The sequence below is a fragment of the Anatilimnocola aquadivae genome, assembly GCF_049819085.1.
Lineage (GTDB): Bacteria > Planctomycetota > Planctomycetia > Pirellulales > Pirellulaceae > Anatilimnocola.
This window is the reverse complement of record NZ_CP187419.1, coordinates 7,078,393-7,096,477: the sequence shown is the minus strand read 5'-3', so window position 1 is coordinate 7,096,477 and position 18,085 is coordinate 7,078,393. Positions and strand designations below refer to the sequence as shown.

Annotated in this window: 14 protein-coding genes; 12 read left to right on the top strand and 2 right to left on the bottom strand. The window is 58.7% G+C overall.

Annotated features, from left to right (window positions below):
- Positions 1-284 precede the first annotated feature (284 nt).
- The 12 genes from amt (at position 285) to flgL (ending at position 16,620) form a co-directional block, all read left to right on the top strand.
- Positions 285-4,091 (top strand): ammonium transporter, encoded by a 3,807-nt coding sequence (gene amt / locus NA78x_RS28140; RefSeq protein WP_425615699.1) that lies wholly within the window; start codon positions 285-287, stop codon positions 4,089-4,091.
- Positions 4,092-4,127: 36 nt separating this feature from the next.
- The gene (locus NA78x_RS28135; RefSeq protein WP_425615698.1) at positions 4,128-5,174 is read left to right on the top strand and encodes an HD-GYP domain-containing protein; all 1,047 of its coding nucleotides are present in this window, start codon (positions 4,128-4,130) and stop codon (positions 5,172-5,174) included.
- 189 nt (positions 5,175-5,363) lie between these two features.
- The gene (locus NA78x_RS28130; RefSeq protein WP_425615697.1) at positions 5,364-6,242 is read left to right on the top strand and encodes a serine/threonine protein kinase; all 879 of its coding nucleotides are present in this window, start codon (positions 5,364-5,366) and stop codon (positions 6,240-6,242) included.
- A 229-nt stretch (positions 6,243-6,471) separates the two neighbouring features.
- Positions 6,472-7,293 (top strand): flagellar hook-basal body protein, encoded by an 822-nt coding sequence (locus NA78x_RS28125; RefSeq protein WP_425615696.1) that lies wholly within the window; start codon positions 6,472-6,474, stop codon positions 7,291-7,293.
- A gap of 57 nt (positions 7,294-7,350) precedes the next feature.
- A complete protein-coding gene (gene flgG / locus NA78x_RS28120; protein WP_425615695.1) occupies positions 7,351-8,157 on the top strand; it encodes a flagellar basal-body rod protein FlgG in 807 nt (268 codons plus the stop codon).
- A 3-nt stretch (positions 8,158-8,160) separates the two neighbouring features.
- Positions 8,161-9,276, top strand: a complete 1,116-nt coding sequence (gene flgA / locus NA78x_RS28115; RefSeq protein ID WP_425615694.1) for a flagellar basal body P-ring formation chaperone FlgA — start codon at positions 8,161-8,163, stop codon at positions 9,274-9,276.
- A 22-nt stretch (positions 9,277-9,298) separates the two neighbouring features.
- A complete protein-coding gene (locus NA78x_RS28110; protein ID WP_425615693.1) occupies positions 9,299-10,051 on the top strand; it encodes a flagellar basal body L-ring protein FlgH in 753 nt (250 codons plus the stop codon).
- Positions 10,052-10,103: 52 nt separating this feature from the next.
- Positions 10,104-11,165, top strand: coding sequence for a flagellar basal body P-ring protein FlgI (locus NA78x_RS28105; RefSeq protein WP_425615692.1), 1,062 nt, complete (start codon positions 10,104-10,106; stop codon positions 11,163-11,165).
- A 50-nt stretch (positions 11,166-11,215) separates the two neighbouring features.
- Positions 11,216-11,524: a rod-binding protein gene (locus tag NA78x_RS28100; protein ID WP_425615691.1), complete on the top strand. Its 309-nt coding sequence runs from the start codon at positions 11,216-11,218 to the stop codon at positions 11,522-11,524.
- Between the two features lie 102 nt (positions 11,525-11,626).
- Positions 11,627-12,190 carry a flagellar export chaperone FlgN gene (gene flgN / locus NA78x_RS28095; protein ID WP_425615690.1) on the top strand — a complete coding sequence of 188 codons (564 nt, stop codon included), beginning with the start codon at positions 11,627-11,629 and terminating at the stop codon, positions 12,188-12,190.
- Positions 12,191-12,204: 14 nt separating this feature from the next.
- Positions 12,205-13,902, top strand: a complete 1,698-nt coding sequence (gene flgK / locus NA78x_RS28090) for a flagellar hook-associated protein FlgK (protein WP_425615689.1) — start codon at positions 12,205-12,207, stop codon at positions 13,900-13,902.
- A 27-nt stretch (positions 13,903-13,929) separates the two neighbouring features.
- The gene (flgL, locus tag NA78x_RS28085) at positions 13,930-16,620 is read left to right on the top strand and encodes a flagellar hook-associated protein FlgL (RefSeq protein WP_425615688.1); all 2,691 of its coding nucleotides are present in this window, start codon (positions 13,930-13,932) and stop codon (positions 16,618-16,620) included.
- A gap of 11 nt (positions 16,621-16,631) precedes the next feature.
- Here flgL and NA78x_RS28080 read toward each other — a convergent pair whose 3' ends face one another.
- On the bottom strand, positions 16,632-17,066 hold the full coding sequence (locus NA78x_RS28080; protein WP_425615687.1) for an ExbD/TolR family protein: 435 nt from the start codon (positions 17,064-17,066) through the stop codon (positions 16,632-16,634).
- On the bottom strand, positions 17,067-17,927 hold the full coding sequence (locus NA78x_RS28075; protein WP_425615686.1) for a MotA/TolQ/ExbB proton channel family protein: 861 nt from the start codon (positions 17,925-17,927) through the stop codon (positions 17,067-17,069).
- Positions 17,928-18,085: the final 158 nt, after the last annotated feature.

The window sequence follows — 18,085 nt, the reverse complement described above, 5'->3', positions numbered from 1 at the left end:
CAGGGGCGATGATCCGAATTGGACCACCTGACAAGACTCACGATATCTGCAGAAACTCGCGGGTCAATCAGCCGGCCGTGGGGAAGTAATTGTTGCGACCGCTACGACCGCCGGACTGAACCGTCTTTTTGGGTGAATTGCTACCCTTGCGGGAATCCACAACCTAGGGTTGCGAGCTTGAAGATTTCACATCCGAGAGCGACTTGAGATCACCCGAACGAATATTGGCTCGGCATTCCACTTGGCGGTAGGGATCCGGTCGTCACTCACGATTTGGTCGTATTATGACTGCCACAGACTCGCTTGCCGACTGCGTCTGGATGCTCCTGTGCGCTTGCCTCGTCATGCTCATGCAAGCAGGTTTCTGCTGCTTGGAGACTGGCCTCGTTCGGGCCAAGAACAGCATCAACGTCGCGATCAAGAACCTGTTCGATTTTTGCATCGCCAGCTTACTCTATTGGGCTGTGGGCTTCGGCCTGATGTTTGGCACCAGCTGGTACGGCCTGGTCGGCACCTCGCACTTTTTGCCCGAAGCGAACAGCGGCTATTGGCTGCTGTCGTTTCTCTTCTTTCAACTTGTCTTCTGCGGCACTAGCACCACGATCATCAGCGGTGCGGTCGCGGAACGAATGCGGTTTAGCTCGTACGTCGTGATTAGTGTGCTCGTGAGCGGCCTGTTCTATCCGGTCTTCGGCCATTGGGCTTGGGGCGGATTGCCAGGGACCGAGAGCATGGGTTGGCTCAAGCGGCTCGGCTTTCTCGACTTCGCGGGCTCGACGGTGGTCCACTCGCTGGGCGGCTGGTTGTCTCTCGCGGCGATCTTGGTCCTGGGTAAACGTCAGGGACAATTCGAACCGGGTAAGCCACCGATTCACGGCTTCAACTTGCCCCTTACGACGCTCGGCGTCTTTCTGCTCTGGTTTGGTTGGTTCGGCTTCAACGGTGGCAGCACCTTCGCCGTGAATGCTTCGATCCCCCAGATTCTGCTCAATACCAACCTGGCTGCGGCCACCGGCGGCATTGCTGCCTTGGCTGTGGCCTGGCCCGTACTGAAACGGCCTGATGTGCCGCTGCTGATGAATGGCGTGCTCGCCGGGCTCGTCTCCGTTACTGCCAGTTGCAACCTAGTCGACCCCGCAGCTGCGCTGGTCATTGGTGCCATCGGTGGTGTCGTCAGCGTCCTCGTCGCTTGGGGGCTCGAAAGACTCAAGATCGACGACGCCGTGGGTGCGGTGCCGGTGCATGGTTTTTGTGGTGCGTGGGGCACGCTGGCCGTCGCGCTCTTTGCCGATGCTTCGCAATTCGCCAGCGGCTCGCGTGGTTGGCAGTTGCTGATTCAAAGTGCGGGCGTGCTCGTCTGCATGGCTTGGGGACTGGGATTTGGCTATGTCGTACTCGCCAGTTTGAACCGCCTGATGCGGCTACGAGTCACTCCCGCCGAAGAATTGGCCGGCCTCAATCACAGCGAACATCAAGCTTCGACGCCGCTCATCGACCTGCTGCACGACATGGAAGATCAACGCCTCACGGGCGACTTTACGCGGGCTGTCGAAGTGGAACCACATACCGAAGTGGGCCAGATTGCCCTGCAATACAATCGCGTCGTCGAGCGAGCCCAAGATGAAATCCGCAGCCGTGAAGAAGTGATGCAAGCGCTGCGAACCGCGGAAGAAAAGTATCGCAGCATCTTCGAGAACGCCGTCGAAGGCATTTTTCAGACGACTCCCGATGGCCAGTACCTAAGTGCCAATCCCACGCTGGCCCGCATCTATGGCTACGACTCCGTCGGCGAGATGCAGAAAGCCATTCGCGACATCCAGCATCAGCTATACGTCGATCCCAAGCGTCGCCAGGACTTCGCCGAGCAGATCAAGGCCGACGGTGTGGTTCGCAACTTCGAATCGCAAGTCTTCCGCGCCGATGGCAAGGTGATTTGGATTTCGGAGAATGCCCGCGTCATTCGCGATGCCGAAGGGAAGACCAAGTACTACGAAGGAACCGTCGAAGAGATCAGTGAGCGGAAGCAGGCTCAAGAATTGATGCAGCAGAAGGAAGCGGCTCTGGCCGCCAGTTCGGCCAAGAGCGAATTCCTGGCTCGCATGAGCCACGAGATTCGCACGCCCCTGAACGGCGTCATCGGCATGCTCGAACTGTTGCAGGGGACGCACATGTCTCAGCAACAACAGCGTTATGCTCGCGTGGCAAAGAACTCGGCCGATACGCTGCTCACCCTTGTCAACGACATTCTCGATTTCTCGAAGATCGAAGCGGGCAAACTCGAACTCGATCACACCGATTTCGATCTGCACGCTCTGCTCGAAGACACTGCCGAACTGTTTGCGGAACGAGCCGCCGACAAGGGGCTGGAACTCGTCTGTCACATCTGTCCGGACCTGCCGGCAAGCGTGCATGGCGACCCCGATCGCTTGCGACAGATCGTGGTGAACCTGCTCAACAACGCGCTCAAGTTCACGACGCGCGGCCAGGTGGTGCTGCGGGCTAACCTCGACGACAAACAACCCGGCAGCGACGACAGCGTGCAGATTCGTTTCTGCGTCGAAGATACCGGCATCGGCATTCCTGCCGATCGAACCGACCGATTGTTCCAGTCGTTCTCACAAGTCGATATCTCCACCACGCGCAAGTATGGTGGTACCGGCCTGGGCCTGGCGATTTGCCGCGAACTGGTCGGTCTGTTTGGTGGCGAGATCGGCGTCAACAGCGTACTGAACAAAGGTTCGCAGTTCTGGTTCCACCTGCCGCTGAAAAAGCAGCCAAAGGAACAGCAGCGCAAGCTCATCATGCCGCAAGAACTGGCAAGCGTTCGCGTGCTGGCCGTCGATGACAATCAAACCAATCGCGAACTCCTGCACGAACAGTTCGCCAGCTGGGGCCTGGCCCTCGAAAGCGTCTGCGGCGGTCGCGAAGCACTCGAAAAGCTCGCGATGGGCAAGAGCCAGAATCGGCCTTTCCAGCTGGTGCTGCTCGACTTCAACATGCCAGGCATGGACGGCCTCGAACTCGCACGGGCCATTCGTCTGAATCCCGAGTACCAGGCTGCTCGTCTGGTGATGCTCAGCTCGTCGGGGACTTTGTTCGACGATCCTCGCCTGGCTCGCTCGGGTCTCTCGGCTTGCCTGCCGAAGCCCGTCCGTCAATCGAAACTGTTCGACATCGTCATCGAGATGTTCGGCCCGCAGAAGAAGGCGAGCCCAGCCAAACCGCTGGTAGCTACGCCCCGCCTGAAACCCGCGCAGAAGCGTGACGCGAAGATCCTTGTCGCCGAAGACAACGAAGTGAACCAGCAGGTGGTCTCCGAAATCTTGGCTGCGGCCGGCTTCGATTGCCAGCTGGTCTCGAATGGTCGCTGGGCCTTCGATGAAGTGCAAAAGCACGTCTTCGACCTGGTACTGATGGATTGTCAGATGCCAGAGATGGACGGCTTCGAAACGACTCGTGCCATTCGTAAGAAGGAAACCAGTGAAGGTAGCCAGCGGCACTTGCCCATCATTGCCCTCACGGCCAACGCCGTGGCTGGTGATCGCGAACGCTGCTTGAACGCCGGTATGGACGGCTATGTCACGAAACCGATCAACCCGACGACGCTAATCGACGCCATCGAAAACCTGCTATCTCAAGTGGAGTTCTCGTCGGTCGCCAAGGAATCCGAGACGACGTCCGAACCGACCAGCGAAGCGACTCCAGATTCGCTGGAATCGTTCGTCTCTGTGCCAGTCCTCGATATTCCACCTCTCCGCGCTCGCTGCATGCACGACGACAGCTTTTTGCAGCGCGTACTCGGCAAAGCGCTCACTCGAATTCCCGCCGATGTCATGAGCATTGTCACCGCGGTCGAACAAACCGATTTCGAGAGCTTGGCCCGCAGTGCTCACGCGCTGGCGGGCATGTCGGCCAATCTCGAGGCCCAGCAGTTACTCGCTGCCGCTCGCAGTTTAGAAAATATCGCCAAGCGGCAGCAGGCCGACGACTTGCCCGCGCTGTTGGTCGAATTGAGAACGGCTGCGACACAAACCGAAGCCGCCTTGGAACAGTTGCAACGCAGTATCCAAGCCGAATCCGTACCCGCGTAACTTTTACCACGAATCGTATCTGGGGCAGACAGATAGATGCTCGCTCTCCTAGTCGACGATGACGAAATCGCCCTCGCAATGCTCGAGCACACGCTCGCGCGTTCCGGGTTCGACGTACTCACGGCCAGCAATGGCCGCGAAGCGCTCGAAATGCTGCGCCAGCATCCCATCCGTCTCGTCATCAGCGACTGGGACATGCCGGGCATGACGGGGCTGGAACTGTGCCGCGCCGTCCGTAGCGGCGAGTTCGAGCAGTACATTTACTTTGTGCTCCTGACCAGCCATCGGGGCAACGACGAGATCGTGCAAGGTCTCGCCGCCGGTGCCGACGACTTCATCATCAAGCCGTTTCACCCACCCGAACTCATCCTGCGCGTACGCGCTGGCGAACGAATCCTCGGCCTCGAAACTCGCGACGTCACCATCTTCGCCCTCGCTCGTTTGGCCGAAAGCCGCGATACCGATACGGGCGAACATCTGGAACGAGTGCAGAAATACTGCGGCGTCCTGTGTCGCTACTTGTACGAGCGGGGAGTCTTTCAGGGCGAGATCGACCGCGAATACATTCACCTGATTCGCCAGACCAGCCCGCTGCACGATATTGGCAAGGTCGGCATTCCCGATGCGATTCTGCTCAAACCGGGCCGGTTCACGCCGGAAGAATTCGAGATCATGAAGCGCCACACCACCATTGGTGCCGAAACGCTTCAGGCGGCTCTCGACCATTACCCCGGCGCAAAATTCCTGCGCATGGCCCGCGATATCGCCCTCACCCATCACGAAAAATTTGACGGCAGCGGCTATCCCCAGGGCTTAGCCGGCAAAGACATTCCCCTCTGTGGCCGCATTGTCGCCGTGGCCGACGTGTACGACGCGCTCACGACCAAACGCGTCTACAAAGATGCCTTCCCGCACGAACAGGCCGTACAGATGATCGGCGAGCAAGCAGGCCGCCACTTTGACCCGCAAATCGTGGACGCCTTTCTGGCCTGCAGCGAAGCTTTCCGCGAGATCAACCTCACCCAGCGCCCCGAGCCCGTCCTCAGCAGCTACGAGTCGACGCATCAGGCAGCGATGGCGTAGAGCGAGAGGCTCTTTGCGGGATGTTGGCCAGGGCGAGCTACGCTTGTTCAGTCCGCTGCGCCAGCCTAGAGTGGAGGGGACAGGAACGGATTGGGTCGCACGGCTGGGTAGGCTCCAGCCTGGTATTTATGTACCAGCGCGCCCTACCCACGAGGCAAACGCTTATCGCTCGCAGGCACACTCTCCTCTATGGCCAGCTTTTTCGATTCTCTCCGCGGCATTTTTGCGGACAAGCGAACCGATATCGGTGAACGCTTCCAGATCTTGCGCGAAGCGATCAGCGGGACCATGTCGAACTTTCACATGGCCCTCGACCACACCACCAACAAAACGGTGGGGCTGAAGATTCTCGATACCGAGAAGACCGCTGCGTTCGAAAGCCGCTTCAAAGGGCTCAACAAACCGAGCGAAGGGAAAATCGCGGCCCAGATGAAGCATCCGCGAATCGTCGAAACCATCGAATATGGGACCGCCAAAGATGGCCGACAGTACATCCTGATGGAGTTCGTCTCCGGCAGCGGCATGAACGCGCTGCTCAAACAGGGCGAGCCCAAACTGACCGGGCACCATCACGAATTGATTCGCGAAATGGCGGAAGCCATTGATGCCGTTCACAAGGCTGGCTTCATCCATCGCGATATCTGCCCGCGCAACTTCATCGTCGCGCCCGAATGCGACTCGCTCAAGCTGATCGACTTCGGCCTCACCGTGCCGAACCAACGAGAGTACTGGCTACCCGGCAATCGCACTGGCACACCACTGTACATGGCCCCCGAGATTGTCCGCCGCAAACCTACCGACCAGCGAGTCGATATTTTCTCGTTCGGTGTGACTGCGTATCAGCTGTGTACGAATGAGTTCCCCTGGCCTTCGGGCGATACGACGGGCAAGGGTGCTCTGCAACACGATGCCAAGCCGCCGCAAGAGATTCTCGAACTCGTTCCCAATCTGAATAAGACGCTGGCGCGCGTGATCATGCAGTGCATCAATGCCGATCCCAATCAGCGCCCGGCTTCGATGGAACTCGTCGTTAAGATGCTCAAGACCGTGAACTCGGATACGAACTGACGCTCTTCACCTCCGGTTGACGTGACTGCCAACTTGAGTCTTTTTTCGCGGTTGTTACAAAGGCACTTTCCGCCTCTCGCGATCGGCAACTTCTGCGCGTCACCGCTTCACAGGCAGTTCTTGCCTGACGCGATCCAGCGCGAAGGGTCCTGCGGCTAAGTCGTAACTCAATCGCCACTTAGTCACGCTAGCAGCGCCTCTTTTGTGCTTCTCATTCGCACTCGGCACGATGATTGCCTTACGTCCAGCACGCGAACTTCGTTTCGAACCTCATCGCTTGCCAGCAGACATGTACTACGGACTTTATACCGCTGCCGCCGGTGCCAACGCCTTGAGCCAAAAGGTCGAGGTGTTGAGCAACAACCTGGCGAACGTCGACACCGTCGGCTTCAAGCGGGAACTCGCGTTGCTGCAGTCTCGCGAGAGTGAAGCAATTGAACGGGGCGAAGACTTTCGCGGTTCGCGGTCGCGTAATGATCTGGGCGGCGGTGTGGAACTGGCTTCGACGGCGACGGAGTTCCGTCTCGGCAACTTCCGCAAGACCGGCATCCCCACCGACATGGCTCTAGAAGTGCCGAACCACTTCTTCATGGTCCAGCGTGGCGACCAGCAACTGCTGACCCGTGCCGGCAACTTTCAAATGGACAACGAAGGCATGCTGCAATCGGGAGACGGCGACTTCGTCCTCAGCAGCGATGGTGCTCCGATCCAACTCGATCCCACGTTGCCTTGGCAACTGCTCGATGGCGGCCGCATCGCCCAAGCGGGCGACGAGCGTGAAATTGGGATTCGCCAGCCAGCCAAACTGACCGACCTGAAAAAGGTCGGACAGAACTACTTCCAGAACATGACCGACCAGTGGACCACGATCGAAGACGAAGATCGCCGCGTTCGTGGTGGTTATCAAGAAGTCTCGGGCGTGAACTCGCTGCAAGAGATGACCGAACTGATTGCCACTTCGCGCGGTTACGAAACCAATGTTCGCATGATGCAAACACACGACCAAATCACGGGTTCGCTGATCTCGCGACTCCTGCGGCCGCCGCAATAGCGATTCAAGACCGAACGATTCAACTCTGCCTCCGATCATTGTCAGGGACGACAACCGATGAGCGTACAAACCCTTTACACCGCCGCGACTGGCATGGAGTCGCTGCAAACCAAGCTCGACGTCATCGCCAATAACCTGGCGAATGTGAATACGACCGGTTTCAAGAAGGGTCGTTGCAACTTCGAAGACTTGTTCTACCGCAACATCACGTTGCCCGGTGCTCAAGATGCTCAGGGCAACTATACGGCCACGGGCACTCAGGTCGGTCTCGGCTCGCGCGTGCAAAGCATCCAGACCAACTTCAGCCAAGGTGCCTTTCAAGAAACGAAAAGCCCACTCGATGTGACCATCGAAGGCAATGGCTTCTTTCAGGTGCAGGATCCGTCCACCGGCCAATCGGTCTACACCCGCGCCGGCAACTTTGCCGTCAATGCCAACAATCAATTGGTGGTAGGCAGCGCTTCGACAGGGCGCCTCGTGGTGCCGAACATCACGCTGCCGACCGACTACACGGGCGTATCGATCACCGCCGATGGCAAGGTAGTTGTGACGCAATCGGGACAAACGGGCCAGCAGCAACAAGGTCAGATCGAACTGGCAATCTTCCCGAACCCCGAGGGTTTGCTCAAGTTGGGCGAAAACCTCTACCAGGTAACGGATTCCTCGGGTGCCGCGGTTGTCAGCAATCCGCAGTCTCAAGGGACTGGCACCCTGCGAGCTGGCTACTTGGAAGCTTCGAATGTGGAGCCTGTGCAAGAACTGATCGATCTGATCACGACGCAACGCTCGTTCGAACTGAATAGCCAGGCGATTCAAGCCGGCGATCAAATCCTGCAGCTCATTTCGAATCTGCGGCGGAGCTAAGTGATGACCATTCAACTACAAAAGAGCATGTTCTTCGCTGCCGTGCTGGTCGCCAGTCAATGGTCGGCCCAGGCTGCCGAGATTCGCTTTCAAGCCGAGGCCCGCGTGTCGCGCGGGATCGTTCGCTTGGGCGATGTCGCCGAAATCGTCACGGACGATGAAGGGGAAGCTCGCCTGCTCGAAGGGATTGCCCTTGTCCCGGCTCCTGCCATCGATCAGCCTCGCTTGCTCAAGCGTCAAGAGGCGCAGCAGTTGCTGCAACTGAGCGGCATCAAGCTTCGCGAACATCACTTCAGTGGTGCCGAATGCACTCAACTGGTTGCTGGCCAGGCACCAGTAGTGCAGACCGTTCGCAAAGCCTCGACCGTCGAATTGATCCCGACCGAAATCCCTGCTCTGGCCGCAGGAAATGGCCGTCTGCAACCGCAGCCAATCATCGCCAAAGAAACGTCGGCTGCAGCCCGAGTCAGCCAGGCCATTGTGAATCACCTAACGGCCATCGCCGACGTCTCGGCTGACTGGCAAGCTGACGTCGCCTTCTCGCCCCGCGTGGTTCAAGCCCTCGAAGGGAAGCAGATCTTACGCGTCGAAGGTGGTGTCTCGCCTTGGATTGGCCGTCAGAACTTCATGTTGTTGGCTGGTGAAGAAGCAGCTCCCGTGCGTCTGCCGATCGAGGCCGAAATCTCGGGAACAACCAAAGCGGTGGTCGTGATTCGCTCCGTGGAACGCGGCACGACGTTGACCGCTCAAGACCTGCAGATGCAAACCGTGTCGCTCAAAACAGGTGTTCGCCTGGTGATTGATCCTGCTCAGTTGATTGGCCTCGAAACCAACCGCGCCCTCAACGCCGGTCAACTGGTCGGTGCCGATATGGTCCGCACCGTTCGCCTAGTCAAGCGTGGCGAAGAGATTCAAGTCGTCTCGATCGGTGCCGGTGTGCAAATCAGCGAACCGGCCAAGGCTCTTGCCGATGGAACTCAGGGTGACTCGATCACCGTCGAGTTTGTCGATCGTCGCAAGATGGTCGCCCGCATCACTGGTGCACGTCGAGCAGAAGTTTACGCCATGCAGACCAGTCGTTCGCAAGTCGAAGCCACGTCGCAACCCGTTCGCAACTAACTCGCACCAGCGGATGTTACCTATGTCGCAACCAACCAAACATTCCTGGCGAATCCTGCCCTCGGTGGCCGTGCTGATGGGCGCTTCGACGGTTTACGTTGTCGCCCAACAGCCACAGCCACCGATGATGCAGCCCCAGCCTCAGTTCCGCGGTGACGAAGTTCCGAACTCGAGCCTGTATGCTTCGCGCATGGCCTATCAGGCTCAGATGGCCCCTGGCGCTCCGATGGGCAATGGCTGGTACGAAGCCCCCCTGCCACCACCCAAGGAAGTGAAGAAGGGTGATCTGATCAAGATCCGCGTCGATCTCAACTCGCAGATGGCCAGCGAAGGCGAAGTGCAACGCCGCAAGAACACACAGTACGACGCGCTGCTCAACGACTGGGTACTGCTCAATGGTCTGCGTTCGGTAAAGCCTGCTCCGCAATCGGATGGCGATCAACGTGTGCGTGGTACGCAAAACCAGATCTATCGCGCTACGGGCGAACTCGATACCGCCGAAATCATGAAGTTCAACATCACCGCGACTGTGGTCGACATTTTGCCAAACGGCAACATCGTGGTCGAAGCTCACTGGAAGATTAACAACAACGCCGAACAGTGGATTCGCTCTCTGTCGGGCGTGATCGCTCGCGAAAACATCGGTCCAGGCAACCTGGTGCTGGGTGAAGATGTCGCCGAGTTGCACATCGGCAAGAAGGAAATTGGCACCGTCCGCGATGCTTACAAGCGGGGCTGGGTCACTCGCCTGATGGATGTGTTCAGCCCGTTTTAATTGCCTCGCTGCTCATCGCCTCTCCCTCACTCATCGCACTCCCGGGTCCGCCATGAAACACTTTCTTCTCACACTTGTCGCCGTGCTGATGCTGACGACGGTCGCACGGGCTGAGATCAAGGTGAGCGACTTCTGCCGCATCAAGGGGCAGGAAGAAAATACGCTGCACGGCATGGGCTTGGTCGTGGGTTTGAAAGGTACGGGCGACGGCGACTCGCGAACCACTCAGCGGGCCTTGGCTCGTTACATGGAACTGATGGGACATCGAATTGGCAACGATGCCCGCGGTCGCCAGGCTCTCGAAGAACTGAAAGGCGTGAAGAACGTCGCGATGGTGTTCCTCACCGTTACGGTTCCCGCCGGTGGTGCTCAGCAGGGCGATTTGCTCGATTGCAAAGTGAGTGCCTTGAGTGCCAAGAGCATCGAAGGTGGTTACCTGATGCTGACCGAACTGCACGGCCCCGTACCGGGCGACAAGATCGTCTACGGAATTGCTCAGGGCCAGATCTCGATCGACGACATCATCAAGCCGCAGACCGGCACCATTTCTCGCGGCTGCCAGATGGAACAAAAGTTTCAGAACGAGTTTGTGAAGGATGGCAAACTGCTGCTGGTGATGAACAAGGATCACGCGACCTTTCAAATGGCCTCACTCATCGAACAGAGCGTCAATCGCGAGCCGGACTTTCGGCTCGGCAGCAGCAGCGATGGCATCGCCCGCGCACTCGACCAGGTGCGCGTGCAAGTCACCATTCCGCCGACCTACGCTGACAATCCAGCCCTGTTCGCTTCGGTGCTGATGGATACTCGCGTCAGCCGTCCGCAAACCGATACGGTCGTCATCATCAACGAGCGAAAGCAAGCCGTGATCGTTGGTGCCGATGTCGAAATCGCTCCGGTGGCTGTGATGCACAAGAATCGGCTCATTCAAGTCGGTGGCGAACAGCTGAACCAGTTTGTCGAGGTGAATCCCTCGGCGGAAACGCAAAAGCCGAAGTTGGCAGCCCTGATCGATGCCCTGAACACCTTGAAGGTCCCGGCAGAAGACGTGATCGACATCGTCAAGATGCTCAAGCACAAGCGAGCACTCTTCGGCGAATTGATCATCGAGTAGTGGATCTGTGGCCACGTCCCCGTTTTGAATCGATTTAGAAGAAGCAAACCATGGCCCTCGACATCACCAGCGCCGCCACCAGTCAAGCCTTCCAACCTCTGCCGCAGGGCGTGGTGAAGAAGAGCTCGACGTCGGAAACCAAGGAAGCGTTCACCGACTTCGTGGGCCAAACCATGTTCGGCCAGGCCTTGGCATCGATGCGCAAGACAATCGAGAAGCCCGCCTACTTTCATGGTGGCCGCGCCGAGGAAGTGTTTCAGGGTCAGCTCGATCAGCTTTTGTGCGAAGAACTGACCGAAGCCACCGCTGATACGTTCGCCGGCCCGATGTTCGACCTGTTCATGCTCCACCGTTCGTAAGTTTCCCCAGTGAAGTAGTTGAGTCACTCTCCGGCAGTCCCTCACTCCCTCCCGCACATTCTCAACACTGAGGCTAGCGGGCTAAGAAATATCGATTCAGCCATGACGACAGCTTTTGCTACTTCGACTGTTGCCACGACCACCGTAGTGGTGCCTGCAGCGACCACTGCCCGCGTCGATTGGGAAGCAGAAATCTCGGGCCTGCTGGCCGAACTAAGCGGCGTGCAGGAAGAGCTGCTGGCCGTGCTGAGCGAGAAGCGGCAACGCCTCGCTGCGGTCGAGATTGGCAATATGACCGAACTGCAAACTCGCGAGCAGGCACTCTGCGATCGCTTGCAAGCTTGTCATACGCGGCGTGAAGCGCTGCTTGTGGCGGCCAAGGAGCAAGGCTTGCCTGGCGACAGCATGACATCGCTAGCGAAGGCTACTGGGGGGAATGCGAAAACCACGCAAGGTGACAAGCTTCGCAAGGACCTGGCAAGCTCGGCAAGTCGCATGCGACTGCTGCAGGCCCAGAGCCTGACAAACTGGGTCGTAGCCCAACGTTCGCTGCTGCATGTCTCGCAATTGCTAGAGATTATCGCCACCGGGGGCCGTTTACAGCCGACCTATGGAGTAGGGGAAGGTGTGCACAATCGTGGTGGCATGGTCGACCACGAAGCATAACAAGCGGCCAAGTCATGTCACTCTTCAGCACCATCCAGATCGCGAAGAACTCGCTGGTCGCAGCCCAAATGGGTCTGCAGGTCACGAGCAACAATGTCGCCAACGCCAACACGCCCGGCTACATTCGGCAGAATCTGGTTCTCACCCCGGCTCCCACGCAGCGCTACGGCGGTCTGTTGCTGGGCCTCGGTGTCAGCGTGCAAGCGGTCGTCCAGCAGACCGACCGCTTTCTCGAAGAGCGGGTGCGCAACGCAGCCAGCGACCTCGCCAATAGCCAAGCCCAAGAAGATACCTACGTCCAACTCGAATCGCTGATCGGCGAATTGAGCGATACGGATCTGAGCACCGGGCTGAGTGAGTTCTTCAACAGCATTCACGACATTCTCAATCAGCCAGATAGCGCCAGCGTGCGCAATCTGGCCGTATTGCAGGGGCGAACTCTCACCGACGATATCCGCCGGCTCGATACCCGCGTGCGCGAAGTGCGCAACGATGTGAACGAACAAATCGGGGCAGCGGCGAACGAAATCAACAGTCTGCTGAAAGAAGTCTCGTCGCTGAACGTGCAGATCTCGATTGCCGAAGGTGGGAGCACGAGCAACAGCGACGCTGTTGGTTTGCGAGACAAGCGGAGCCAGACACTTTCGAAACTTTCGTCGATCATCGATATCCAAGCGGTGGAACAAACGACCGGCGATGTGACGGTCTTCTCGGGCGGCGACTACCTGGTGTTTCAAGGCACCTTTCGCCCGGTAACCACCGTTACAAAGTCCGATGGCGACCTGAACGCTTACGAAATTCGGCTCGCAGAGACCGACTCGCCGATTAACACCTCGAGCGGTTCGCTGGCCGGCCTGGTCTCGTCGCGCGATACGATTCTCGGTGGCTTCCTCACGCAGCTAGACACCTTCACTCGCAACCTGGCCTACGAATTCAACAAGCTGCACTCCAGTGGTCAAGGTTTGACTGGTCTGACGAGCGCTACGAGTGAATTCGCGGTTACGAATACCGCTGCTGCTCTCGATCAAGCGGGGCTCTCGTACACGCCTGTCAATGGTTCGTTCGAAGTCCTCGTGCGCAATCAGCAAACGGGACTGACGAGCACCACGCAGGTGCGAGTCGATCTCAACGGCTTGGATGGCGATACCACGCTCGACGAACTGGCTGCGGCAATCAACAACATCGATGGCATCTCCGCCGTAGTGACTGCCAACCGCAAGTTGGAGATCAAAGGCGATTCGCCGCTGGTCACGTTTGGTTTTGCCAACGATACGAGCGGCACGCTGGCCTCGCTAGGGATCAATACCTTCTTCACCGGCTCCGGCGCGAGCAGCATCGGCGTCAGTTCGACCGTGCTTAGCGATCCCTCGAAGTTTGCGGCGAGCGGCGGCGGCATTGGCGAAGACACGGCCATCGCGGTGAAATTGGCCAACCTGCTGAACACTCCCCTGGCTTCGCTGGGTGGATCGAACCTCGCGGTGCAATACGACCGCGTTGTCGGCGAAGTGACCCAAGGCGCTGCCGTGACGAAGAGCGTGGCCGAAGGCTTTCGAACCTTTCACGGCACGCTCGAAGGGCAGTTACTTTCGGTGCAAGGTGTCAATATCGACGAAGAGGCGATCAAGATGATTGCCTACCAACGAGCGTTTCAGGCTTCGGCCCGCGTGGTTGCCACCATTAGCGAACTGCTAGACACGCTCGTCAATCTGTAATCCTCCCGCCTGCGATCCCACCCAACTATGCCTGCCATTTATCCCATTCCGACGACGCGAGTCAGCGAATCGCTGACCCATTCGCGCATGCTCTCGCAGTTGCAATCGGATGAAGTTTCGATCCTCCGCCTGCAACAACAGATCGCTACTGGCCGGCGCATCTTCCAGCCTAGCGACGATGCCCCAGCGGCTCAGCGGGCCATCAGCTTGCAGCGACTGCTCGAACAAAAGGCGCAAGCTCGCGAAAACCTCAGCACGAGCCAATCGTACTTGTCAGCCACCGACACGGCCGTACAAGGCGTGACGAACCTGCTCAACTCGGTGCGCTCGACGGTCCTCGGCGTCACCGATTCGGTGAGCAGTCCCGAAGCTCGCCAGGCTGCCATTCAGGAAGTCTCGCGCGCAATTGAACAATTGGCCGACGTTGGTAATCAGACCTTTCGTGGCCGCTATCTATTTGCCGGCTCGCGCACAACGACGTTGCCGTTTCAAGTTTCCGGCAGCCAGGTTGCGTACCAGGGCAACGAATCATCGCTGCAGAGCTATTCCGACGTTGACCTGCTGTTCAATACTAACCTGCCGGGCAGCGACATCTTTGGCGGCTTCTCGAGCGAGGTTCACGGCACGGCCGACCTCAATCCGGTCGCCACGCGTGAGACACTCCTCAGCGATCTACACGGCGGGCGCGGCATCACCAAGGGAAGCATCTCGATCTCGGATGGCGCAACGACCAAGGTGATCGACTTCGCAGGAGCTGAAACGCTCGGTGATGTCGCGGACTTGATCAATGCCAATCCGCCGACGGGACGCACAATCAGCGCACGCGTGTCCAGCAACGGGCTCGTCCTCGATATCGACGATGCCGGTGGCGGCAACTTTACCATTCGCGAAGTGGGCGGTGGCACCACCGCGGCCGAGTTGGGCATCGTGGAAACGTCCGGCGTATTGAACGGCGCGATCACCGGCGCGGACCTCAATCCGCGGCTGCGAGCAACCACCAGCCTGAACGACATCTTTGGCAGTCGCGCGCGGACGGTCCTCGAATCCGCAGGGCTAAACAACAACATTGTGCTCGAAGCGCGCACGCGAGGCACGGCGAACAATGGCGTTACCGTGCAACTGGTCGACGATACGCTGCTTGATGCTGGTCCGGGCCTGAATGTTGGTTTTGAAACAGCGACTTACTCGGCGGCTCCGACGGCCGCGCGGGCTGCTGTGACATTCAACGGCTTTGGCAACAACTTGCAGCTGACGGGCAATGTGCCGGGAACGTCACTCAACAACGTCCAGATTCAAGTCGTTGACGGCGGTGCACTCGGCGCGAATGCGACGGCGACTTACAACGCTGGTACTAAGACCTTCACCATCGGCATCGATACCGCGGGGGGAACGGAGATTCAGAATGTGATCGCCGCCATCAACGGCGAAGGAACCTTTACGGCCAACTACGACGCGGCCAATCCCGTTGACGGTGGGTACAACCCGACCTCGACCATTCCGATTGGCGACGCTGGTCTCGTGACGGGCAATACCGGCAACAGCGGGGGCAACGCCAACACCATTTTTGTCAATGTGCGCCAGAACGCGACGACTGCGAACCAGATTCTGATTGCCCTGCAAGGGAACGCGACGATCAATGCCCAGTTTGAGACTTCGCTCGAACAGCAAGATTCGAGTGGAGCCGGTTCCGAGGGCAACGGTGTGCTCGATATCAACTCGACCGCGGTCACGAGCGGCGGCAGCGGGTTCGATCCCGATCTGACCTCGGGCTTGCGAATTGTGAACGGCGGAAACACGTACAACGTGTCGTTTGCCGGTGCCGAGTCGCTGCAGGATGTGCTCAATACGCTCAATGGCTCGGGGGCGGGCGTGCTGGCGCAGCTCAATGCCGCCGGTGATGGTCTGGTGATTCGCTCGCGCGTCAGCGGCTTCGATTTTTCGATCGGCGAGAATGGTGGCACCACCGCGGCGCAGTTCGGCGTTCGTTCGTTCAACGGAAACACCAACCTGTCGGAACTGAACTTCGGTCTCGGCATCCAATCGATCGCTGGCACCGACTTCACGATCACTCGTAACGACGGCGTTGCTCTGGACATCGATACGTCGTCGGCCAACACCATTCAGGATGTGCTCGACCAGATCAACAATCATGCTTCGAACCTGGTCCCCGGCGCGCGTGTCGCCGCCAGGCTGGCCCAGTTCGGCAATGGCATCGAGCTTGTCGATTCGACGGTCGGTGCTGGCTCGCTGCGCGTGAATGCGGCCATCAACAGCACGGCCGCGGTCGAGTTGGGATTAGTCCCCAAGGGGGCCAGTCAATCGCTTCCTCCGGTTGTCAGTGGTGGTGAATCGGTCATCACGGGCACGGACGTCAATCCGCAAGAAGTCTCGGGCGTCTTCAATTCGCTGCTGCGGATGCAAGACGCCCTGCAAAACTTCGATCTGAACAAGTTGCAGCGCAGCGTCGAACTGCTCGACTCCGACATGGATCGAATTCTCTTCGCCCGTTCCGAACTTGGCGCTCGGGCCCAAGGCCTCGATACGCTCGATGCCCGCTTGCAAGACGAAGACGTCGAACTACAAGCGTCGTTGTCGAACGAGATCGAAGTCGACTGGACGGAAGCCATCTCGACCCTCGCGGCAAGACAGGCCTCGTTGCAAGCCTCGCTGCAACTTACCGCTCAAGCGTTTCAGCTCAGCCTGCTGAACTATCTGTAAGCGGCTACTTGCTAGGGCGCATCTTCCCGTCGGAAGACGGCGTAGCCCACTTTGCGGATGCCATTCTTGGCACACGCAAGCAAGATGGGTTCGACGTGTTTAAAGCCGACGCTACGGTCGGCGCGAATTCGAATCTCGACATTCGGGCCGAGTTTCTGCACACGCTCGCCCAGTTGCTGCGTCAGTTCCGCCACGGGAACTTGCACGCCCGTGATGAGCAACGTGCCATCGGCCAGCACCGTGATGGTGATGCGAGGTTGATCGGGCGTGCCCTCGTCGTCTTGGCCGCTATCGGCGGCCGGCAACGGCAGCGGAATCGTATTTTCTTGCTGCGAGAGATTGCTCGACAGGAGAAAGAAAATGATGAGCTGAAACACGACATCGATCATCGGCGTCATGTTGAAGCCCACTTCACCCCGCGATGTCGAAGACGACGGGACGCGCATCTATCGGCCCCCCGGCGCACGCGGCGGTGCCGGAGGAACAGACGGGCCTGCAGCAATCGGCGGAGCCTGCGAGCCCCGCTGCCGCTGCTTGAGCGGAGCCAGAATGTGCAAGCCTGAGTAAGCGGCTTCGGCGATCAGTTCGTCGATCCAGTTGCGAAACATGGCAAAGAACCCGAGCGCTGGAATCGCAATCACCAGTCCGTACACCGTTGTGACGAGCGCCTGGTAAATGCCGTCGGCCAGGGCAGCAGCACCAGCTTTGCCTTCGGTCTCGGCCACTTCCTTAAAGGCGAGCAACATACCGGTCACCGTGCCGAGCAGTCCGACCATCGGTGCGAGGTTGCCGATGACGGAGAGATACTCGATCCAGCGAAACAGCTTGGCGGACTGTTCCGCAGTGGCGTCTTCCATTGCCTTTTCGATTTCGGGCCAATCGCCGTCCGCTTCACTCAGACCTTGCTGCACGATGGCCGTAAGAAAGCAGGGGCGCGATTTACAGACTTGAATGGCTTCGGCCAGTCGCCCTTGCTCCACCATGCGGCGCAGCTCGACGGCCACATCTTCGGGAATGAGATCTTTGCGGCGGATGCGAAAAATGTTGTCGAAGACCAGATAGACCGCTGTGAGCGACAGCCCGATCAGCGCCAGCATGTTGGCGATACCGACCGGACCACCCGAGAAAAAGATCTGCAGAAAGGTCTTTTTCGGCGGCTTTGCCGCTGGGGGTTGTCCGAACTCCGCCGGCGCGTTGGCTGGTTGCGCGCCAGGCACGGCTGGCTGCGGAAAAGGTTGCAGCTCCTGCGCAAAGGCTGACGAGCCCAGCATGACGAACAACAACCAACTCAGCAGCAAGAGCTGCATCGCTCGCGCTAGTACTTTGCCCACTGTTCCCTCAATCAGTGTTCCCCCAATCGCTGTTCCCTCAATCGCTCCGCTATTCACTGGCAGTCCTTTTCTAACCTGAGCCGGAGGCGTGAGCGTCCGAAGATGTTCCTGGGTTCATTCGAGAGGTACTCTCC